Annotated in this window: 15 protein-coding genes, 5 tRNA genes and 5 pseudogenes; 17 read left to right on the forward strand and 8 right to left on the reverse strand. The window is 71.6% G+C overall.

The features are described from left to right. Positions 1-47 precede the first annotated feature (47 nt). The 3 genes and pseudogenes from ABD946_RS37520 to cimA all read left to right on the forward strand — a co-directional run bounded on the left by ABD946_RS37520 (position 48) and on the right by cimA (position 4454). Entirely contained in the window at positions 48-1085 is a 1038-nt protein-coding gene (locus ABD946_RS37520; RefSeq protein WP_345290234.1) for a 3-isopropylmalate dehydrogenase, read from the forward strand. A gap of 181 nt (positions 1086-1266) precedes the next feature. Next, positions 1267-2380: pseudogene (locus tag ABD946_RS37525) on the forward strand (branched-chain amino acid aminotransferase). Positions 2381-2846: 466 nt separating this feature from the next. Beyond that, positions 2847-4454 carry a citramalate synthase gene (gene cimA, locus ABD946_RS37530; RefSeq protein ID WP_345290235.1) on the forward strand — a complete coding sequence of 536 codons (1608 nt, stop codon included), beginning with the start codon at positions 2847-2849 and terminating at the stop codon, positions 4452-4454. 85 nt (positions 4455-4539) lie between these two features. Here cimA and ABD946_RS37535 read toward each other — a convergent pair. The 5 genes and pseudogenes from ABD946_RS37535 to ABD946_RS37555 all read right to left on the reverse strand — a co-directional run bounded on the left by ABD946_RS37535 (position 4540) and on the right by ABD946_RS37555 (position 9603). Continuing rightward, positions 4540-5125, reverse strand: a pseudogene (locus ABD946_RS37535) (GTP-binding protein). Next, positions 5106-5535: pseudogene (locus ABD946_RS37540) on the reverse strand (DUF742 domain-containing protein). Before ABD946_RS37540 ends, ABD946_RS37535 begins: the two co-directional pseudogenes overlap by 20 nt. A gap of 54 nt (positions 5536-5589) precedes the next feature. Next, a pseudogene (locus tag ABD946_RS37545) lies at positions 5590-6001 on the reverse strand (roadblock/LC7 domain-containing protein). A 172-nt stretch (positions 6002-6173) separates the two neighbouring features. After that, positions 6174-7274: a hypothetical protein gene (locus ABD946_RS37550; RefSeq protein ID WP_345290236.1), complete on the reverse strand. Its 1101-nt coding sequence runs from the start codon at positions 7272-7274 to the stop codon at positions 6174-6176. Between the two features lie 76 nt (positions 7275-7350). Then, positions 7351-9603: a sensor histidine kinase gene (locus tag ABD946_RS37555; RefSeq protein WP_425558801.1), complete on the reverse strand. Its 2253-nt coding sequence runs from the start codon at positions 9601-9603 to the stop codon at positions 7351-7353. 742 nt (positions 9604-10345) lie between these two features. Here ABD946_RS37555 and ABD946_RS37560 point away from each other — a divergent pair. The 8 genes from ABD946_RS37560 to ABD946_RS37595 all read left to right on the forward strand — a co-directional run bounded on the left by ABD946_RS37560 (position 10346) and on the right by ABD946_RS37595 (position 13715). After that, positions 10346-10540, forward strand: a complete 195-nt coding sequence (locus tag ABD946_RS37560) for a hypothetical protein (RefSeq protein ID WP_345289562.1) — start codon at positions 10346-10348, stop codon at positions 10538-10540. A gap of 134 nt (positions 10541-10674) precedes the next feature. Then, a complete protein-coding gene (locus ABD946_RS37565; protein WP_345289563.1) occupies positions 10675-11475 on the forward strand; it encodes a fumarylacetoacetate hydrolase family protein in 801 nt (266 codons plus the stop codon). Next, positions 11468-12973, forward strand: coding sequence for a glutamate--tRNA ligase (gene gltX, locus ABD946_RS37570; protein ID WP_345289564.1), 1506 nt, complete (start codon positions 11468-11470; stop codon positions 12971-12973). Before ABD946_RS37565 ends, gltX begins: the two co-directional genes overlap by 8 nt. Before the next feature lie 206 nt (positions 12974-13179). Continuing rightward, positions 13180-13251, forward strand: a tRNA-Gln gene (locus ABD946_RS37575). 29 nt (positions 13252-13280) lie between these two features. Next, positions 13281-13353: transfer RNA gene (locus tag ABD946_RS37580), tRNA-Glu, on the forward strand. An 18-nt stretch (positions 13354-13371) separates the two neighbouring features. After that, a tRNA-Glu gene (locus ABD946_RS37585) sits at positions 13372-13447 on the forward strand. Positions 13448-13517: 70 nt separating this feature from the next. Beyond that, positions 13518-13593 (forward strand) — tRNA-Glu (locus tag ABD946_RS37590). A 47-nt stretch (positions 13594-13640) separates the two neighbouring features. After that, positions 13641-13715, forward strand: a tRNA-Gln gene (locus ABD946_RS37595). A 113-nt stretch (positions 13716-13828) separates the two neighbouring features. Here ABD946_RS37595 and ndgR read toward each other — a convergent pair. Then, the gene (ndgR, locus tag ABD946_RS37600; RefSeq protein WP_030275730.1) at positions 13829-14542 is read right to left on the reverse strand and encodes an IclR family transcriptional regulator NdgR; all 714 of its coding nucleotides are present in this window, start codon (positions 14540-14542) and stop codon (positions 13829-13831) included. 170 nt (positions 14543-14712) lie between these two features. Here ndgR and leuC point away from each other — a divergent pair, with 170 nt between their 5' ends. From leuC to ABD946_RS37620, 4 genes are all read left to right on the forward strand, one after another. Further along, positions 14713-16134, forward strand: coding sequence for a 3-isopropylmalate dehydratase large subunit (leuC, locus tag ABD946_RS37605; protein WP_345289565.1), 1422 nt, complete (start codon positions 14713-14715; stop codon positions 16132-16134). 5 nt (positions 16135-16139) lie between these two features. Continuing rightward, entirely contained in the window at positions 16140-16736 is a 597-nt protein-coding gene (gene leuD / locus ABD946_RS37610) for a 3-isopropylmalate dehydratase small subunit (RefSeq protein WP_345289566.1), read from the forward strand. 191 nt (positions 16737-16927) lie between these two features. Next, positions 16928-17152: an SCO5555 family protein gene (locus ABD946_RS37615; protein WP_345290238.1), complete on the forward strand. Its 225-nt coding sequence runs from the start codon at positions 16928-16930 to the stop codon at positions 17150-17152. A 133-nt stretch (positions 17153-17285) separates the two neighbouring features. Next, complete coding sequence (locus ABD946_RS37620) at positions 17286-18029, forward strand: HU family DNA-binding protein (RefSeq protein ID WP_345290239.1); 744 nt, start codon at positions 17286-17288, stop codon at positions 18027-18029. Between the two features lie 118 nt (positions 18030-18147). Here ABD946_RS37620 and ABD946_RS37625 read toward each other — a convergent pair whose 3' ends face one another. Next, on the reverse strand, positions 18148-18906 hold the full coding sequence (locus ABD946_RS37625) for a GntR family transcriptional regulator (protein WP_345290241.1): 759 nt from the start codon (positions 18904-18906) through the stop codon (positions 18148-18150). A 141-nt stretch (positions 18907-19047) separates the two neighbouring features. On the opposite strand from ABD946_RS37625, the gene ABD946_RS37630 reads away from it, so the two are divergent. Together ABD946_RS37630 and ABD946_RS37635 are read left to right on the forward strand one after the other, a co-directional pair. Further along, positions 19048-19293 (forward strand): hypothetical protein, encoded by a 246-nt coding sequence (locus ABD946_RS37630; protein ID WP_345285472.1) that lies wholly within the window; start codon positions 19048-19050, stop codon positions 19291-19293. Beyond that, a complete protein-coding gene (locus ABD946_RS37635) occupies positions 19290-19562 on the forward strand; it encodes a hypothetical protein (RefSeq protein ID WP_345285474.1) in 273 nt (90 codons plus the stop codon). Before ABD946_RS37630 ends, ABD946_RS37635 begins: the two co-directional genes overlap by 4 nt. A gap of 3 nt (positions 19563-19565) precedes the next feature. On the opposite strand, the pseudogene ABD946_RS37640 reads toward ABD946_RS37635, so the two are convergent. After that, positions 19566-19747 (reverse strand): annotated as a pseudogene (locus tag ABD946_RS37640) (hypothetical protein); the annotation flags it as partial.

The following is a 19747-nucleotide window of genomic DNA, read 5'->3' on the forward strand; positions in this document are numbered from 1 at the left end:
GTGGACATCGGATGTCACCGCTTGGGACGCGGAGTACTGTCGGCCGCATGTCTCGCAGCCTTCGTCTCGCAGTGATCCCCGGTGACGGCATCGGCCAGGAAGTCGTGGCCGAGGGCCTCAAGGTGCTCGCCGCCGCCCTCCCCGCCGACGTCAAGGTGGAGACCACCGAGTACGACCTCGGTGCCCGCCTCTACCACCGCACCGGCGAGACCCTCCCGGACGCCGTGCTGGAGGAGCTCAAGGGCGCCGACGCGATCCTGCTCGGCGCGATCGGTGACCCGAGCGTCCCGTCCGGCGTGCTGGAGCGCGGTCTGCTGCTGAAGCTCCGCTTCGCCTTCGACCACCACATCAACCTCCGCCCGGGCAAGCTCTTCCCGGGTGTCCAGGGCCCGCTGGCCGGCGCCCCGGAGATCGACTTCGTGGTGGTCCGCGAGGGCACCGAGGGCCCGTACGTCGGCAACGGCGGCACCCTGCGCACCGGCACCGAGCACGAGGTGGCCACCGAGGTCAGCCTGAACACCGCGTTCGGCATCGAGCGCGTGGTCCGCGACGCCTACAAGCGCGCCGCCGCCCGCCCGCGCAAGAAGCTCACCCTGGTGCACAAGAACAACGTGCTGGTGCACGCCGGCCACCTCTGGTCGCGGATCTTCGCCGAGGTCGGCCAAGAGTTCCCCGAGGTCACCACCGACTACCTGCACGTGGACGCGGCGACGATCTTCTTCGTCACCCAGCCCGAGCGCTTCGACGTGATCGTCACCGACAACCTGTTCGGCGACATCCTCACCGACCTGGCCGCGGCCGTCACCGGCGGCATCGGCCTGGCCGCCTCGGGCAACATCAACCCGACCGGCGCCTTCCCGTCGATGTTCGAGCCGGTGCACGGCTCCGCCCCGGACATCGCCGGCCAGGGCAAGGCCGACCCGACCGCCACCGTGCTCTCGGTCGCCATGCTGCTGGACCACCTCGGCTTCGCCGAGGAGGCCGCCAAGGTCGAGGCCGCCGTCGCCGCCGACCTGACCGAGCGCTCCGGCGCCCGGTCCACCTCCGAGGTCGGCGACGCGCTCGCCGCCCGAGTATCCGGCTGACGGGCCGGTAGCAGCAGGACTGCACCTCCGGCCCGCGGGCCGGAACCAGACGAACCACAGCCCGACCGGCTGTTCGGCACGGCCCTCTGGATGCGAGTATCGACAGTGGGCCGTGCCTTCGTGCGTTCATTCACAGGGGGGCACCGGCCCGGACCAACCCCACGGTGAAGGACAGACAGTCATGAGTACGCCCACCCAGGCGCCCATCACGTTCGACCTCAAGCCCTCCGCGCACCCGCTCTCCGACGGTGAGCGCGCGGCCCGGCTGACCAACCCCGGTTTCGGACGGGTCTTCACCGACCACATGGTCACCATCCGGTGGACCGAGGGCCGGGGTTGGCACGACGCCCAGCTGACGCCGTACGCGCCGCTGGAGATCGACCCGGCCAACATGACCCTGCACTACGGCCAGGCGATCTTCGAGGGCATGAAGGCCTACCGCCAGCCCGACGGCTCGGTGGCCTCCTTCCGCCCGACCGCCAACGCCGAGCGCTTCGCCGCCTCCGCCCGCCGCCTGGCCATGCCCGAGCTCCCGGTCGAGGCCTTCGTCGAGGCCGTCGACCTGCTGGTCCGCGCGGACGAGGCCTGGGTCCCCCCAGGAGGCCGAGCAGAGCCTCTACCTGCGGCCCTTCATGTTCGCGACCGAGGTCGGCCTCGGCGTCCGCCCGGCCAACGAGTACCTCTTCATGGTCATCGCCTCCCCGGCCGGCGCCTACTTCCCCGGTGGCGTGAAGCCGGTCTCCGTCTGGCTCTCCGAGGAGTACGTCCGGGCCGCGCCCGGCGGCACCGGCGCCGCGAAGTGCGCGGGCAACTACGCCGCCTCGCTGGTCGCCCAGGCCCAGGCCGCCGAGAAGGGCTGCGACCAGGTCGTCTGGCTCGACGCCGCCGAGCACCGGTGGATCGAGGAGATGGGCGGCATGAACCTGTACTTCGTCTTCGGCGAGGGCAAGGACGCGAAGATCGTCACCCCCGAGCTCTCCGGCGCCCTCCTCCCCGGCATCACCCGCGCCTCCCTGCTCACCCTCGCCTCCGACCTCGGCTACACCGTCGAGGAGCGGAAGATCTCCACCGACGAGTGGCGCGAGGCCAACGCCGACGGCACCCTCACCGAGGTCTTCGCCTGCGGCACCGCCGCCGTCATCACCCCCGTCGGCTCGGTCAAGTCCGCCCGCGCCGACTGGACCGTCGGCAAGGGCGAGCCCGGCCCGGTCACCATGGAGCTCCGCAAGACCCTGCTCGCCCTCCAGGGCGGCCAGCTCCCCGACACCCACGGCTGGCTCCACAAGATCCTCTGACCCACCCTCAGGGCGCCCCCTCCCCGGGGCGCCCTGACCCGGTGAGCTCGCGCGAGCCCGGACGGGACCGCGAAGCAGAGCGCCGGGGATGCGGGGCGGCCCGGATCCCGCTCGACCGAGCGGCTGACCTGACACGTCCCGGATGGCGAGACGCGGGGGCCGGATCGCGGATGGTGTGCCAGACTGCGAGCGTGTCCTCGCTTTCGCTGATTATTAGCAGCAGGCGCGCCGGTCCGCAGTGACCGCTCCCGTACCACCGATACGCGGAGCGACCACCAGCGTCCAGACCCGCGCGCAGACCTCTCGCATCCGCGAGGGGTCTTTTCGTTTTCCCGGACCGGCCACCGGCCCCTCACGAGGGGGCTCGGGGACACCGGGAGGCGCGCGGGATGCTGGACAGTGGAGCCGGATTCGTATCCCGGCAACCAACCGAGAAGTACCTCCCCGAAACGGAGAACCGACGGCCATGACCGAGGCCAGCAGCCGACCCCACGACAGCTTCCACGTCTTCGACACCACGCTGCGCGACGGCGCCCAGCGCGAGGGCATCAACCTCAGCGTCGCCGACAAGCTGACCATCGCCCGGCACCTGGACGAGTTCGGCGTCGGCTTCATCGAGGGCGGCTGGCCCGGGGCCAACCCGCGGGACACCGAGTTCTTCGCCCGCGCCGCCACCGAGCTCGACCTCCAGCACGCCCAGCTGGTCGCCTTCGGCGCCACCCGCCGGGCGGGCGGCCGGGCCGCCGACGACCCGCAGCTGGCCGCGCTGGTCAACAGCGGCGCCCCGGTGGTCACCCTGGTGGCCAAGTCGCACGACCGGCACGTCGAGCTGGCCCTGCGCACCACCCTGGACGAGAACCTGGAGATGGTCCGGGACAGCGTCGAGCACCTCAAGGCCCAGGGCCGCCGGGTGTTCATCGACTGCGAGCACTTCTTCGACGGGTACAAGGCCAACCGGGACTACGCGCTCGCCGTGGTCCGCACCGCCCACGCGGCCGGCGCCGACGTGGTCGTGCTCTGCGACACCAACGGCGGCATGCTGCCCGGCGGCGTCCGGGAGATCGTCGCCGACGTGATCGCCGAGACCGGCGCCCGGCTCGGCATCCACGCCCAGGACGACACCGGCTGCGCGGTGGCCAACACGCTGGCCGCCGTGGACGCGGGCGCCACCCACGTGCAGTGCACCGCCAACGGCTACGGCGAGCGGGTCGGCAACGCCAACCTCTTCCCGGTGGTCGGCGCGCTGGAGCTGAAGTACGACCGCCGGGTGCTGCCCGCCGGGAAGCTGCCCGAGATGACCCGGATCTCGCACGCGATCGCCGAGGTGGTCAACCTCGCGCCCTCCACCCACCAGCCGTACGTGGGCTTCTCGGCCTTCGCGCACAAGGCCGGCCTGCACGCCTCCGCGATCAAGGTGGACCCGGACCTCTACCAGCACATCGACCCCGAGCTGGTCGGCAACACCATGCGGATGCTGGTCTCCGACATGGCCGGCCGGGCCTCGATCGAGCTCAAGGGCAAGGAGCTCGGCTACGACCTCTCCGCCGACCGCGACCTGGTCGGCCGGGTGGTGGCCAAGGTGAAGGAGCAGGAGAACCTCGGCTTCACCTACGAGGCCGCCGACGCCTCGTTCGAGCTGCTGCTCCGCGACGAGGTGCGCGGCAGCAAGGCGCGGTTCTTCAGCCTGGAGTCCTGGCGGACCATCAGCGAGCAGCTGGCGGACGGCAGTCCGGGCAACGAGGCCACCGTGAAGCTCTGGGCCCAGGGCGAGCGGCGGATCGCCACCGGCGAGGGGAACGGCCCGGTGCACGCGCTGGACCAGGCGCTGCGCACGGCGCTGGAGCACATCTACCCGCCGCTGGCCAAGATGGAGCTGGTGGACTACAAGGTCCGCATCATGGAGGGCGCGCACGGCACCAGCTCGCGCACCCGGGTGCTGATCGAGTCCACCGACGGGGTGGCCACCTGGTCCACCGTGGGCGTGGCGGACAACGTGATCGGCGCCTCCTGGCTGGCCCTGGAGGACGCCTACACCTACGGCCTGATCCGGGCCGGTCTCGATCCGGAGAGCTGACCGGACGTCAGGGAGTCGGAAAGGGCCCGCCACGGGGGTGGTGGGCCCTTTTCCGTTCTGGTACTCGCCCGCTCGGGCGGAGCCATCAGCGGAGTCGGGCGAGGAGGGCGTGTTCGACGAGGGTGATGAGGGCGCTCTTGGCGCTGTCCCGGCGGCGTGCGTCGAGGGTGATGATGGGGGTGTCGGGGCCGAGTTGGAGTGCTTCTCGGACTTCGTCGGGGGTGTGGGGCTGGTGTCCGTCGAAGCCGTTGAGGGCGACGACGAAGGGGAGGCCCGAGTTCTCGAAGTAGTCGAGGGGCGGGGAAGCAGTCGGCGAGGCGGCGGGTGTCGACGAGGACGACGGCGCCGATGGCGCCGCGGACGAGGTCGTCCCACATGAACCAGAAGCGGTCCTGGCCGGGGGTGCCGAAGAGGTAGAGGATGAGGTCTTCGTCGAGGGTGATTCGGCCGAAGTCCATGGCGACGGTGGTGGTGGTCTTGCCCGCGGTGTGGGTGAGGTCGTCGATGCCGGCGCTGGCGCTGGTCATGACGGCTTCGGTGCGCAGGGGGTTGATCTCGGAGACGGCGCCGACGAGGGTCGTCTTGCCGACGCCGAAGCCGCCGGCGACGACGATCTTCGCGGAGGTGGTGGCGCGGCTGGGGGCGGCCGCGTTAGAGCTTGCGAAGTCCACTGAGGACCCTTTCGAGCAGCGTGACGTCCGGCGTTCCGCCCGACTTCTCCGGCGGCGGCGGGCTGGTGGATGGCGACGAGACCGGCGCTCGGCCAGGTCGGCGACCAGGATGCGGGCGACCCCGAGCGGCAACCACGGCCAGCGCGAGAGATCTCCGCCACGGACTTGACGTCCGGCACAGGTTGAGCGATGCGGCGTGCTCCGTCAGCGAGACCGCCGGTGCGCTCGGCGGCCGTGGTGGTGGAGATCAGGGCCTCGATCGCCAGGCTGGTACACGCGGCGGGTGCGGCCGCCGGTCATCGCGTACGGGCGGACCAGCGGCTGCTGCTCGTACGTCGGACTGGCCCGCCGTAGCCGCTGCCGTACCCGTTGCTGCCGTAGGAGCCGCCGGGTGTCGGGGGCGGGGTCATGAGGGTCCTCCTGGATGCTCTGGTCAGTTTGCCGCGCTTCGGGGTGACGGTCCGTCAGTGCAGCAGGCTGCCCTGGAGTTCGGCGCGCAGCGCGGGGGTGAGAACGGCTCCGGCGCGGTCCACCAGGAGGGCCATCTCGTAGCCCACCAGACCGATGTCGGAGTCCGGGGCCGCGAGCACGGCCAGGAAGAGCCGTCGCTGATGGCCATCAGGAAGAGGAAGCCGCGCTCCATCTCCACGACGGTCTGGTTGACCTCGCCGCCCTCGAAGATCCGGCTGGCGCCGGAGGTGAGGGAGGTGAGGCGGAGGCGACGGCGGCGAGCTGGTCGGCGCGGTCGCGGGGGAAGCCCTCGGACATGGCGAGCAGGAGCCCGTCGGCGGAGACCACCACGGTGTGGGACACCCCGGGGGTGCTGTCCACGAAGCTGGTGATCAGCCAGTTCAGGTTCTGTGCGGCCTGGCTCATCTGGGTCAACTCAACGCTCTGCTGGTTCGAGCCGTAACCGGGGTTGTCCTGCGCGCCGTGCCCCTGCGGGCCGAAGCCGTCGAAGCGCGGCGGACGGGTCGGCATGCCGCCGCCCTGCGAGCGGCGTCCGCGCCGGCCTGGCGGCCCTGCTGGATGCCGCGGCGCAGGTTGGTCAGCCGGCCGCGCACCTCCTCGGGCTGCGGGAGACCTGCGGGCCGGTCAGCGGCGACGCCTCGGCGGTGCCGGAGACCAGGTTGGCCTGCGGGGTCCGGCGGGGGAGGCCGGACAGGGTCAGCCCGTCGCTGGAGGGCTCGCGGACCTGCTCCGCGCGGCGCCAGCGCTCGTCGTTGGCGGACGGGCGCCACGGCGCGTCACCCGGGCCCTCCTGGCCGGGCTGGCCCGGCTGCGGGCGGCCCTGGGGCTGCCCCTGCGGCTGGGCCTGGGCCTGCTGCGGGGCCTGCGGGCGCTGGGCCTGCGGCTGGGCCGGAGCCTGCTGCGGGGCCTGGGCCTGGGCCTGGGCCTGGGGCGCCCGGGCCTGGGATGGCGCCTGCGGGGCCTCGGGCCGCTGGGCGGTCCTGGCCGGCTCGCCGAAGCCCGGAGCGGAGGTGCCGGGGCGCTGCGGCTGGTACCCGCGCGGACGGGCCTCCTCGCGGCCGCGGCCCGGCAACTCCTGCCCGGGGGCGGGCTGCTGACGGGGCGTCCGCTGCGGAGCCGGGGCGCCGAAGCCGTCCTCGGGCCGCTGCCACTGCACGGTGTCGTCGAGACCGGGGCCGGTCGGCAGCGCCATCGGCTGGGCCTGCGGGGCCACCTGCTGCTGGGGCTGCTGGACGTGCTGCTGCCCCTGCTGCTGGAACGAGGGCTGCTGCGGCACCGGGTTGGGCACGCTCGGCAGCACCGGCTCGACCAGACCGAGGCCCAGCGGGTCGCGCGGGTCGATCTCGCTGGCCTCGAAGCGCGGACGGGCGAACTGCGCGGTGGACTCCGCCGGAGCCTCCAGCGGGGCCGGGGCCTGCTGCTGGAACATCTGCGGCTGGGCCTGCTGCGGGGCGGGCGCCTGCTGCTGACCGGGGCCGGACGGACGGCCCTGCGGCTGCGGACGGCGTCCGGCCTCGGGGTGGCCGGCCCGGCCGTGCTGCGGCTGCTCGTTCCAGCCCTGGGCACCCTGGCCGGCCGGCTCGGGGCGCGGACGCTCCTGGCCGAAGCCCGGCTGCGGCTGGCCCTGGCCCGGACCGCGGCGGGGGAGCCCCGCACCCGGAGCGCCCTGGCCCGGCACGCGCCCTGAGCGGGAGCGCCCTGACCGGGAGCACCGGCGCCCGGGGCACCCGAGGCGCCCGGAGTACGGCGCGGCATCAGGCCCTCGGCCGGGTTCTCCCGGGAGGGCTGGCCCGCGTCGCGGGTGGGCAGGCCGCCCGCGGGGGCGCCGGCGGCGGGGCCGCCGAAGAGGTTGGGGGAGCCACCGGGCGCACCGGCCGGGGCACCCGGACGGCCTCCGCCCTGCGGACCCTGGCCGAGCTGCGGCCGGCCGGCCGGAGCACCGCCGGGGCGGCCCTGCGAGCCTGCGGGCCCTGGCCGAGCGCGGCCGCGCCACGGCCGGCCAGCGCCTCGGCGGCACCGGGACGGCCCTGCTGACGCGGCGTCGGACCGACCCCGCGCTGCGGCGCCTTGCCCGGCCCGCCCGGACGGCCGCCGCCCCGGCGGTCGCCGGAGGTGGTGACGTCGAGCGGGAGCATGACGAGGGCGGTGGTGCCGCCGGAGTCGCTGGGGCGCAGCTGGATGCGGATGCCGTGTCGCAGGGACAGGCGGCCGACCACGAAGAGGCCCATGCGGCGGGAGACCGAGACGTCGACGACCGGGGGGTTGGCGAGGCGCTCGTTGATGTCCGCGAGGTCGTCGGGGGAGAGGCCGATGCCGGTGTCGTGGATCTCGATCAGCACCCGGCCGTCCGGCAGCGCGTGGCCGGTCACCCGGACGCGGGTCTGCGGGCTGGAGAACGAGGTCGCGTTCTCGAGCAGCTCGGCGAGCAGGTGGACGAGGTCGTTGACGACGCGGCCGGCCACCTCGGCCGACGGCACCGAGGCCAGCTCGATGCGCTCGTACTGCTCCACCTCGGAGGCGGCGGCGCGGAGCACGTCGACCAGCGGGACGGGGCGGGTCCAGCGGCGGCCCGGGTCCTCGCCCGCGAGGACGAGGAGGTTCTCGCCGTTGCGGCGCATGCGGGTGGCGAGGTGGTCCAGCTTGAACAGCGAGGCCAGCTGGTCCGGGTCGGCCTCGCGGCTCTCCAGCTCGGAGATGAGCGAGAGCTGACGCTGGATCAGGCCCTGGCTGCGGCGCGAGAGGTTGGTGAACATCGCGTTGATGTTGCCTCGCAGCAGCGCCTGCTCGGCGGCGAGGCGGACGGCCTCGCGGTGCACCATGTCGAAGGCGTGCGCCACGTGGCCGATCTCGTCCGCCGAGTCGACGCCGACGGGTTCGACGGTGACGTCGACGTCGTGCGGGTCGCTCTCGGAGAGGGTCTTGACCAGCTCGGGCAGCCGCCGCTCGGCGACGTCCTCGGCGGCGACCTGCAGACGGGTCAGCGAGCGCACCATCGAGCGGGCCACCAGGGCCGCGCCGGCGATGGCGACGATGAGCACGACCGCGATCAGCGCGCCGTTGACCAGCGCCTGGGTGTCGGCCTCGTCCTGGAGGTCGCCGGCCCGGCCGTCGAGGTCCTCGAGCAGCTTCTTCTCGATCTTCTGCTCGGCGGTGATCTTCGCCGTGGCGCTGTCGTACCAGTCCTTGTAGCCGCGGGACTCGGTCTGCTTGATGCCGTTCGGGTTGAGGACGGCCTTGCTGTACCGGTCCGCGTTGGCGATCTCCTGGTTGCGGGTCAGGCCCTGGCGCAGCACCTGCGCCTCGGAGTCGCCGTAGATGGCGGTGAAGTTGGTGAGGGCGTTGTCCTCGGAGGTCTTCAGGCGGATGCCGAAGGTCTCGTCGGAGGAGGACAGGTCCGGCCCGAGCGGGTTGGCGAGCGCCGCGCTGATCAGCGCGCGCTGCATCGAGGTGTTCTCCTTGGCCAGCGAGAACTGGTAGAGCGCACGGGTGATCTTGACCAGCTCGGTCGAGTTGGACGCGATCGCGATGTCCTGCGTGATGGAGAGCAGGTTCTTGATGATCACGTCGTAGTTGGTGATCGTCGCCTGGATGTTCTTGTGGTCCGTGTAGGCGTTGCTACGGGCCTCGGAGAGCTGGTTGAGGTCACGGCGGACCTGGAGCAGCAGGGCCTTGCCACCGGCGAGGTCGAGGTCGTCGAAGTTGTCCGCGCTGGCCGCGAAGGCCTTGCTCAGGGTGTCCGAGACCTTGCGGGCGTTGGCGACGTCGTCGTCCTTGGCGCGCTCGGGACCGCCGTTGGTCAGCGGGCCGGCGCTGAGGTCGCGCTCGGTCTGCAGGGCGTTCGCCAGGTCGGTGGCCTTGCGGGCCAGGTCGGCCAGGTTGGCCATCTGCGAGAGCTGGTGCGAGTTGTCCAGCGAGGACTGCACGCGCAGACCGCCGAGCGCGAGGGCGACCACCACGGGGAGGAGCAGCAGCGCGATCAGGCGCGTGCGGATCTTCCAGTTGCGCATGGCGAACCGGCTCAGACCGGTGGCCCGGCGGCGGGTCAACGAGGTGCGCAGGCGGGAGCGACCGCTCGGCTTCTCGTTCTGATCGGTGCCTTCGGCACCGTCCTGCGGCTCGGGCTCGCCGCCGCCGACTATCTGCTCACCGGGGCCCGTGAGCGGCGCTGCCTGGTGGGGGCCTGCCACGGGCTCACGCGACTCCGGGTCTCCCGCGGCGCCGCTGCCCCTCTTGAAACGTCCCTGCACTGGCGTCGCAACCTCTGGACCGGGCGCCCCTTCCCGCTGGCACGGTCAGGGGCGGTGTCGAGTTTTTCCGTCGCATTCCAGCACAGCGTGGGAACTCCAACAAGGGGCGTTACCTGTCGGTGTCCTAGACCACCCAGCGCGCGCACCGTCTCACTGACTGTGCGGTAACAGGCCGGGAATACGGCGCTTTTCGGACACTCGCCCGATACATGCCAAGTCAGCCCTCGATGGCGCGATGCGGAGGAGCTCCCGAAATGTCCGAGATACGGATTTTGAGGCGATCTCCGCAGGCCCGTGAAATGTCCATGATGCGGCATTTCCCCGGCAATTTGTGAGCAAAATCACAGCGGAATGTATAGCTAAGATCACGGCGCCTGTGGAAGAAGATCGGCTCCCCTCCGGGGTGGACCGTCTACCCTTGTGCGCTGTGCCAGGCGTCAGCCTGCCCGGAATCACCCCCGCCGACTCCTGTGGATCGGCCCCGAACCCAAGGTGTGACGCAATGTCCCAGCTCCCGAACGGCTCGACCGCCAACCCGCGCCGGACCACGCTGGCCTCGGTCGCCGACTTCGGCCAGCTGCTCGGCTCCCCGGCCGACCGCGCGGTCGAGTACGCCTCCGAGCTGCCCGCCAGCACGGCCAACCCGCGCCGCACCGTGCTGATGACCGCCCCGGCCCCGCGCCTGCCGCAGGACTGACGAGCGCTCACTCCCGACCCGAGGGGCGCCGGACCGCCATCAGGCGGTCCGGCGCCCCTCGCGTCATATCCTGGGAGCCGTTCCAGACAGGGCCCGGTCAGGCCGGTGCCCGACCGACCGAGAGGCTCTCCACCGTGCGCATTGCCAGGTTCTCCGTCCGGGAAGGCAGCCCTGCCGCCGGCAGCGTCTCCTTCGGTGTGGTCGAGGGCGATCCGGCCCAGCCCGAAACCCTGGTGGTGCACGCCCTGGCCGGCCACCCGATCGTCTCGCTCCAACTGAGCGGCGAGAGCTACCGGATGCAGGACATCCGCCTGCTCTCCCCGATCCTCCCCAACAAGGTGGTCGCGGTCGGCCGCAACTACGCGGCGCACGCGGCCGAGCTGGGCCACGAGGTCCCGGACGTCCCGCTGACCTTCTTCAAGCCGTCCACCTCCGTGATCGGCCCCACCGAGGCGATCGCGTACCCGCCGTTCTCCTCCGACGTCCAGCACGAGGCAGAACTGGCCGTGGTGATCGGCCGGATGGGCCGCGAGGTCCCGGTGGACCGGGTCCCCGAGGTGATCTTCGGCTACACCTGCGCCAACGACGTGACCGCCCGCGACGTCCAGCAGCGCGAGGGCCAGTGGGCCCGCGCCAAGGGCTTCGACACCTCCTGCCCGCTCGGCCCGTGGATCGAGACCGAGCTGGACCCGAGCGACCTGGCGATCACCTGCACCGTCAACGGCGAGCTCAAGCAGGCCGGCCGCACCTCCCAGATGGTCCGCTCGATCGCCGAGCTGATCGCGCACATCTCCGAGGCCATGACCCTGCTCCCCGGCGACGTCATCCTCACCGGTACCCCGGCCGGGGTCGGTCCGATCCAGGTCGGCGACGAGGTCGCCGTCACCGTCGAGGGCATCGGCACCCTCTCCAACAAGGTGGTCAAGCGTGGCTGACACCGCCCTGGACCCGACCGTCCGGGTCCGCTTCTGCCCCTCGCCGACCGGCAACCCGCACGTCGGCCTGGTCCGCACCGCCCTCTTCAACTGGGCCTTCGCCCGCCACCACGGCGGCACCCTGGTCTTCCGGATCGAGGACACCGACGCGGCCCGCGACTCCGAGGAGTCCTACGAGCAGCTGCTGGACGCCATGCGCTGGCTCGGCTTCGACTGGAACGAGGGCCCCGAGGTTGGCGGCCCGCACGCCCCCTACCGGCAGTCCCAGCGGATGGGCATCTACGCCGAGGTGGCCGACAAGCTGCTGGCCGGCGGCCACGCCTACCGCTGCTACTGCTCCACCGAGGAGCTGGACGCCCGCCGCGAGGCCGCCCGCGCGGCCGGCAAGCCCTCCGGCTACGACGGCCACTGCCGGGAGCTGACGCAGGAGCAGACCGCCGCCTTCCTCGCCGAGGGCCGCGCGCCGATCGTCCGCTTCCGGATGCCCGACCGCACCATCGCCTTCGACGACCTGGTCCGCGGCACCCTCAGCTTCGAGCCCGAGAACGTGCCCGACTACGGCATCGTCCGGGCCAACGGCGCCCCGCTCTACACCCTGGTCAACCCGGTGGACGACGCCCTGATGGGCATCACCCACGTGCTCCGCGGCGAGGACCTGCTCTCCTCGACGCCCCGTCAGATCGCCCTCTACGCCGCCCTGGCCGAGATCGGCGTCGGCAACGGCACCACCCCGCGCTTCGGCCACCTGCCGTACGTGATGGGCGAGGGCAACAAGAAGCTCTCCAAGCGCGACCCGCAGGCCAGCCTCAACCTCTACCGGGAGCGCGGCTTCCTCCCCGAGGGCCTGCTCAACTACCTCTCCCTGCTGGGCTGGTCGCTGGCCGAGGACCGGGACCTGTTCTCGATGGACGAGCTGGTCGCCAACTTCGACATCGCCAAGGTGAACTCCAACCCGGCCCGCTTCGACCTCAAGAAGTGCGAGGCGATCAACGCGCACCACCTGCGCGAGCTGGCCCCCGAGGACTTCGTCCGCCGCCTGGTGCCCTACCTCCAGGCCCCCGGCCTGCTCCCGGCCGAGCCCACTCCCGCCCAGCTCGACCTGCTGGCGAAGGTGGCCCCGCTCACCCAGGAGCGGATGGTGGTGCTCTCCGAGATCGTCACCATGGCCGGCTTCCTCTTCGTCGACCCGGCCGACTTCGCGCTCGACCCGGACGACGCCGCCAAGGTGCTGACCCCGGACGCCCGCCCGGTGCTGGAGGCGAGCATCGCGGCCCTGACCGCGCTGCCCGACTTCACCCCCGACCCGATCCAGGCCGCCCTGCGGGAGGCCCTGGTGGACGGGCTGGGCATCAAGCCCAAGTTCGCCTTCACCCCGCTGCGCGTCGCGGTCACCGGCCGCCGGGTCTCCCCGCCGCTCTTCGAGTCGATGGAGCTGCTCGGCCGCGAGGAGACGCTGCGCCGTCTGGGAGCCGCCCTGGACGCCGTCCCGACGGCCTGACCGGCCGGTGCCGGGGGGCTGCGTGACCAGCCGCGCAGCCCTCCGGCACCCTGCCTGCGGTTATGGATTTTGGAGCAGGGCCGGGAGTCGGGTAATGTTCTTTCTGCGCCGCCCGGGAGGGACAGGGCGAGGGACCAGAAGCCTCGTCAGGAAGCAACCAAGCGGCCGCAACGCCGAGTGAAACCCCGTCAGGGGCTCAACTCTGGTGGGGTATGGTGTAATTGGCAGCACGAGTGATTCTGGTTCATTTAGTCTAGGTTCGAGTCCTGGTACCCCAGCGCAGTACGAGCAAGACCCAGCAGTACAAGCCCCCGTTGTGTAGCGGCCTAGCACGCTGCCCTCTCACGGCAGTAGCGCCGGTTCGAATCCGGTCGGGGGTACGCACCACAAGAGAACAAGCCCCCGTTGTGTAGCGGCCTAGCACGCTGCCCTCTCACGGCAGTAGCGCCGGTTCGAATCCGGTCGGGGGTACCAGATCCTCTCCACTGTCCCCGTCGGACGAGTTCGCAACCCCGGCACGGACGAAGCACAGGATCGCCAGTTTGCCCCCGTTGTGTAGCGGCCTAGCACGCTGCCCTCTCACGGCAGTAGCGCCGGTTCGAATCCGGTCGGGGGTACCAGAGCGAAAGGCCGGTGGGCTTCACAGCCCACTGGCCCGATGCTTTGTTGGGGTATGGTGTAATTGGCAGCACGAGTGATTCTGGTTCATTTAGTCTAGGTTCGAGTCCTGGTACCCCAGCCAGTGAGAAGCCCCGGATATCCGGGGCTTTTTTGCATTTCCGGGCGAATGCGCGGACGAAACGAGAACGGCCCCCTTCCGGGGGCCGTTCTGCATTTCGGACGGATGCTCGGCGGTCAGCCTCTGCGGAGGGCTTCGGTGAGGCGGTTGGCGGCCTCGATGATGGCCTGGGCGTGCAGGCGGCCGGGGTGGCGGGTGAGGCGCTCGATCGGGCCGGAGACCGAGACGGCGGCCACCACGCGGTTGGAGGGGCCGCGCACGGGCGCGGAGACGGAGGCCACGCCGGGCTCCCGCTCGCCGATGGACTGGGCCCAGCCGCGGCGCCGGACGCCGCTGAGCGCCGTCGCGGTGAACCGGGCGCCCTGGAGGCCGCGGTGCAGGCGCTCGGGCTCCTCCCAGGCCAGCAGGACCTGGGCGGCGGAGCCGGCCTTCATCGGCAGTGTGGAGCCGACCGGGACGGTGTCCCGCAGGCCGGACAGCCGCTCGGCGGCGGCCACGCAGATCCGCATCTCGCCCTGGCGGCGGTAGAGCTGGGCGCTCTCGCCGGTGACGTCGCGCAGGTGCGTCAGCACCGGCCCGGCGGTGGCGAGCAGGCGGTCCTCGCCCGCCGCTGCGGAGAGTTCGGCGAGCCGGGGGCCGAGGATGAACCGGCCCTGCATGTCCCTGGTGACCAGGCGGTGGTGTTCGAGTGCGACGGCGAGACGGTGGGCCGTGGGGCGCGCCAGACCGGTGGCGGCGACCAGCCCCGCCAACGTGGCGGGGCCCGACTCCAGTGCGCTGAGCACCAGAGCGGCCTTGTCGAGAACGCCGACGCCGCTAGTGTTGTCCATGCCCTAAGACTGCAGTCTCAGTCCGCGAGACGCAAGTTCAATTTCCCGAGAAACGCGCCACTCTTGGTGGAGCAGCCCGGAAGACACCCAGGATCCAGCCTTACCAGGCTGTCCACATCCTGGACAACAGAGACGAGCGGCCGGCAACGCGGCCGGCTGGAGGGAATCCGATGGGACGGACACTTGCGGAGAAGGTCTGGGACGACCACGTCGTCCGGCGCGCGGAGGGCGAGCCCGACCTGCTCTACATCGACCTGCACCTGCTCCACGAGGTGACCAGCCCGCAGGCCTTCGACGGCCTCCGGCTGGCCGGTCGCAAGGTCCGCCGGACGGATCTCACGATCGCCACCGAGGACCACAACACCCCGACGCTGGACATCGACAAGCCGATCGCCGACCCGGTCTCCCGGGTCCAGCTGGAGACGCTGCGGAAGAACGCCGAGGAGTTCGGCGTCCGCATCCACTCGCTGGGCGACGTCGAGCAGGGCGTGGTGCACGTGGTCGGCCCGCAGCTGGGCCTGACCCAGCCGGGCACCACCGTGGTCTGCGGCGACTCGCACACCTCGACCCACGGCGCCTTCGGCGCGCTGGCGTTCGGCATCGGCACCAGCCAGGTCGAGCACGTGCTGGCCACCCAGACGCTGCCGCTGGCCCCGTTCAAGACCATGGCGATCACGGTCGAGGGCGAGCTGCCCGAGGGCGTCACCGCCAAGGACCTGATCCTGGCCATCATCACCAAGATCGGCACCGGCGGCGGCCAGGGCTACGTCCTGGAGTACCGCGGCTCGGCGATCCGCAGCCTCTCCATGGAGGCCCGGATGACCATCTGCAACATGTCGATCGAGGCCGGCGCCCGGGCGGGCATGATCGCCCCGGACCGCACCACCTTCGACTACCTGGAGGGCCGTCCGCACGCCCCGAAGGGCGCCGACTGGGACGCCGCGGTGGAGTACTGGTCCACCCTGGCCACCGACGAGGACGCGGTCTTCGACGCCGAGGTGTTCATCGACGCCGCCGCGCTGACCCCCTTCGTCACCTGGGGCACCAACCCGGGCCAGGGCGCGCCGCTGGGCGCCAACGTGCCCAACCCGGAGGACTTCGAGGACCCGCAGGAGCGGACCGCCGCGGAGAACGCCCTCAAGTACATGGGCCTGGAGGCCGGCACCCCGCTGCGCGAGGTCAAGGTGGACGCCGTCTTCGTCGGCTCCTGCACCAACGGCCGGATCGAGGACCTGCGGGCCGCCGCGGCCATCCTGGACGGCCGTCAGATCGCCGACGGGGTAAGGATGCTGGTCGTCCCCGGCTCCGTCCGGGTCGCGCTGCAGGCGGTCGAGGAGGGCCTGGACAAGGTCTTCACCGCGGCCGGCGCCGAGTGGCGGCACGCCGGGTGCTCGATGTGCCTGGGCATGAACCCCGACCAGCTGGCTCCCGGCGAGCGCTGCGCCTCCACCTCGAACCGCAACTTCGAGGGCCGGCAGGGCAAGGGCGGCCGCACCCACCTGGTCTCCCCGCAGGTCGCCGCGGCGACCGCCCTGGTGGGCCGCCTGGCCGCGCCGTCCGACCTGTCCGACCGCGCTTCTGTGGAGGTCTGAGCGCCATGGAGAAGTTCACCACGCACACCGGCCGGGCCGTCCCGCTGCGCCGCAGCAACGTCGACACCGACCAGATCATCCCGGCGCACTGGCTGAAGAAGGTCACCCGCTCCGGCTTCGAGGACGGCCTGTTCGAGGCCTGGCGCAAGGACGAGACCTTCGTCCTCAACCTGCCCGAGCGCCAGGGCGCCTCGGTGCTGGTGGCCGGCCCCGAGTTCGGCACCGGCTCCTCCCGCGAGCACGCGGTCTGGGCGCTCCAGAACTACGGCTTCCAGGCCGTGATCTCCTCGCGCTTCGCCGACATCTTCCGGGGCAACTCGCTGAAGAACGGCCTGCTCACCGTGGTCCTGCCGCAGGAGACGGTCGAGCGGCTGTGGGCGCTGACCGAGGCCGACCCGACGGCCGAGATCACCGTCGACCTGGAGGCCAGGGAGGTCCGCGCCGAGGGCGTGACCGCCTCCTTCGAGTTGGACGACAACGTCCGCTGGCGCCTGCTCAACGGCCTGGACGACATCAGCATCACGCTCCAGAACGAGGGGGACATCTCCGAGTTCGAGGCGACCCGACCCTCCTTCAAGCCGCGTACCCTGCCGGTCGCCTGAGGCTCCGAAACCTGACGCTCCACCGGATGGCCCACCCCTCTCGAGGGGTGGGCCATCCGTCTGTTCCGGGCCCGAGTTGAGCTCCGGATAAACCCCCGCGCAGCGCAACTCCGCACAGATGGCACAATCGTTGCATGCACCGGCACCATGAACCTCCGTACGGGGATGGCGAACCCGCCGCCTCGGAGGGGATGGACACCCCGGAAGTCGCCGCGCTGTACGCGCTGGTGGCCGAGCGGTTGAAGCTGGCACACGACCGCGTTCATGCGCTGAACGTGTCAACCGAGGCAAAGACCGCTCTCACTCGTCAGCTCTTGATCGTCACCGAGACCGCCAAGCGTGATCTCCCGGGGGCGGCAAGGAGGTTGGCGCGCTTTGTCCAAGACCTCGACGAGGGGCACCCGCCGCTCGGATGAGGCGCCGAACGCGCAAATCCATTGCGACACTAGGGTGATTCGCGCGTTTGGTAATTGAAACTCCGCAGATACATACCTAACGTGCGAAAAGAACGGATGGAATCATCCGGCGCCCGTTTCCGAAGGGGAAGACGTGAACAAGGCTCAGCTTGTCGAAGCGGTGGCCGAGCAGCTGGGCGGTCGCAAGGCTGCCGCAGAGGCCGTCGACGCAGTGCTCGACACCATGGTGCGTGCCGTCGTGGCGGGTGACCGCGTGTCGGTCACCGGCTTCGGCACCTTCGAGAAGGTCGACCGCTCCGCGCGGTTCGCCCGCAACCCGCAGACCGGCGAGCGCGTCAAGGTCAAGAAGACCGCCGTCCCGCGCTTCCGCCCGGGCCAGGGCTTCAAGGACCTCGTCGCCGGCAGCAAGAAGCTGCCGAAGGACGGTCCGTCGGTGAAGAAGGCCCCCAAGGGCTCCCTCACCCCGGGCAAGACCGGCACCACCGCCGCGGTCAAGCGCGCCGCCACCAAGCGCGCCACCACCGCCGCTGCCGCCGCTCCGGCCAAGCGCACCGCCGCCAAGAAGACCACGGCGGCCGCCGCCGCTCCGGCCAAGAAGACCGTGGCCAAGAAGACCACCGCCACGGTCGCCAAGAAGGCCACCGCGGTCAAGAAGACGGCTGCCGCCACCAAGGCCGCCGCGACCAAGGCCACCGCCACCAAGACCGCTGCGGCCAAGAAGGCCACCCCGGTCAAGAAGACCACCGCGGCCAAGGCCACCCCGGCGAAGAAGACCACCGCCGCGGCCAAGAAGACCACCGCGACCGCGAAGAAGACCGCGCCGGCGAAGAAGACCACCGCGCGCAAGACCACCTCGCGCCGTTCCACCGCCAAGTAATTCCTGGCGGAAGGTCAGCCGACGGCGGGTCAACTGCCGTGAGCCGTGGCGGCTCGCATCCGGGGAATCCCCGGAAGCGGGCCGCCACGGCTCTTTCGTGCCCGGAGGCGGCTACGACTCAGGATTCCTGACGGACGATCGGGAGTTCGTAGGTGATCTCCCAGCGCGAGTCCGGGATGACCAGGTCGGCGGTCTCCACGGCCCGGCCGTCGCCGTCGAGGTGGGTGCGCTCGATCAGCGTCACCAGGTCCCCGGCCGAGACGCCGAGCAGGACCGCCTGCTGCGCGGTGGCCCGGGCCGGGCGCGTTCGCTCCACCGCGCGCTCCACGTTCACCCCGATCGCCGCCATCCGCCGCACCACGCCCTGGCCGGCCAGCGGGCCGTACTCGGGGCAGATCACCGGCGAGCCCTCGGTGACGGACATCGGCTCCCAGCTGTCGGCCAGCAGCACGGGCTGACCACCGATCAGGTACTCGTAGGCGGTGTGCACCGTCGGGGCTCCGGGTTCGACCCCGAGGCGGGCGGCGGTCGTGGGCGGGGCCGGGACGTTGGTGGAGGTGCTGGACTCCCAGCTGCCCTCCTCGCCGGTCTCCCCGAGCTGGGCGCGGAACGAGACCGGGGCGCCGACCCGGGAGCGGAGCATCGGACGCCGCACCACCGGCTGCCGGACGTAGGTGCCGGAGCCCGCGCGGCCGGCCAGCAGCCCCTCGGTGATCAGCACCTCCTGGGCCCGCTGCAGCACGTTCTCGCCGACGTCGTACTCGACCGCGAGCTTGGCGCGGGACGGCAACCGCTCGCCGACCTGCCACTCTCTCCGGCCGACGCGGGCGCGCAGGTCGTCGGCGACGCGCTGGTACTGGCGCTCAGCAGGTGACATCCGGACGCTCCCCGGCGGCAGGCACGACCCTGCCGGTTCGACAGGGCGGGTGAATCAGCGTTGACAATCTAATGCATCAGGTGGAATCTAATTGTTTAGATTTACTTTGCGTGACCAGCTGCTCGCGGGGAGAGTCGTTGCGTGCGAACCACCAGGGTGTTCGACCTCGCCCATCGCCTGGCCGTGACCACGGGGGCCCGGGCGAGGGTCCGCCTGCGGGACGGTGGTTGGCGGGTGTCCGTGGTGCTGCCCGGGGACCTCGGCGTCGAGGCGCAGCTCGCGGTGCTGGACCTGTTGGCCACCGCCGACCGGTTCGGTCACGACCGCACGGACGAGGCCCAGGGGGTCTGGGCCGAGATCGACCACGAGCAGGGGAGCACCACGTGACCGGCCCGACGCCGTCGTACACCGTCGAGATCGAGGACGTCACCGCACCCGCCGTCTTCGCGCGGCTCCCGGACGCCCTGGCGGCGCTCTGGGAGGCGCTCAGGGTGCTGCCGCTGGGGTGGACCCAGTACGAGGCGTACCGGTACTTCCTCGGGCCGGGGGCGGTCGATCGGGTGACCGAAAGCCTGGAGCGGGACGGTGAGTTGAGGCTCAGCTTCGCGATGGGCGGGCGCTCGCACCTGGTGTCGGTCGGGGTGCTGCGGGACTGAGCGTCAGGCCTGACCCTCGACGGGGTCCGGGAAGGTCTGGAGGGTGAGGAAGACGACGCGGCGGGTTGTCGCCGGTGCCCTCGGTGCGGATGCGCAGGCGCTGGCCGGGGCGGAGCAGGCGCAGGCCGCCGGCGTCGAAGGCGGCGGCGTCGAAGGGGACCGGGGTGCCGTCGTCGAGGAGGACG

Origin of the sequence: Kitasatospora albolonga, assembly GCF_039535905.1 — a bacterium.
Taxonomy (GTDB): domain Bacteria; phylum Actinomycetota; class Actinomycetes; order Streptomycetales; family Streptomycetaceae; genus Kitasatospora; species Kitasatospora albolonga.

What these genes read in the sequence shown, in the direction of transcription:
- cimA (WP_345290235.1), top strand. Translation starts at nt 2,847, where the DNA reads ATGACCGAGGCCAGCAGCCGACCCCACGACAGCTTCCACGTCTTCGAC.
- ABD946_RS37615 (WP_345290238.1), top strand. Translation starts at nt 16,928, where the DNA reads ATGGACACCCCGGAAGTCGCCGCGCTGTACGCGCTGGTGGCCGAGCGG.
- ndgR (WP_030275730.1), bottom strand. Translation starts at nt 14,542, where the DNA reads ATGGACAACACTAGCGGCGTCGGCGTTCTCGACAAGGCCGCTCTGGTG.
- ABD946_RS37520 (WP_345290234.1), top strand. Translation starts at nt 48, where the DNA reads ATGTCTCGCAGCCTTCGTCTCGCAGTGATCCCCGGTGACGGCATCGGC.
- ABD946_RS37625 (WP_345290241.1), bottom strand. Translation starts at nt 18,906, where the DNA reads ATGTCACCTGCTGAGCGCCAGTACCAGCGCGTCGCCGACGACCTGCGC.
- leuC (WP_345289565.1), top strand. Translation starts at nt 14,713, where the DNA reads ATGGGACGGACACTTGCGGAGAAGGTCTGGGACGACCACGTCGTCCGG.
- ABD946_RS37560 (WP_345289562.1), top strand. Translation starts at nt 10,346, where the DNA reads ATGTCCCAGCTCCCGAACGGCTCGACCGCCAACCCGCGCCGGACCACG.
- leuD (WP_345289566.1), top strand. Translation starts at nt 16,140, where the DNA reads ATGGAGAAGTTCACCACGCACACCGGCCGGGCCGTCCCGCTGCGCCGC.
- ABD946_RS37555 (WP_425558801.1), bottom strand. Translation starts at nt 9,603, where the DNA reads ATGCGCAACTGGAAGATCCGCACGCGCCTGATCGCGCTGCTGCTCCTC.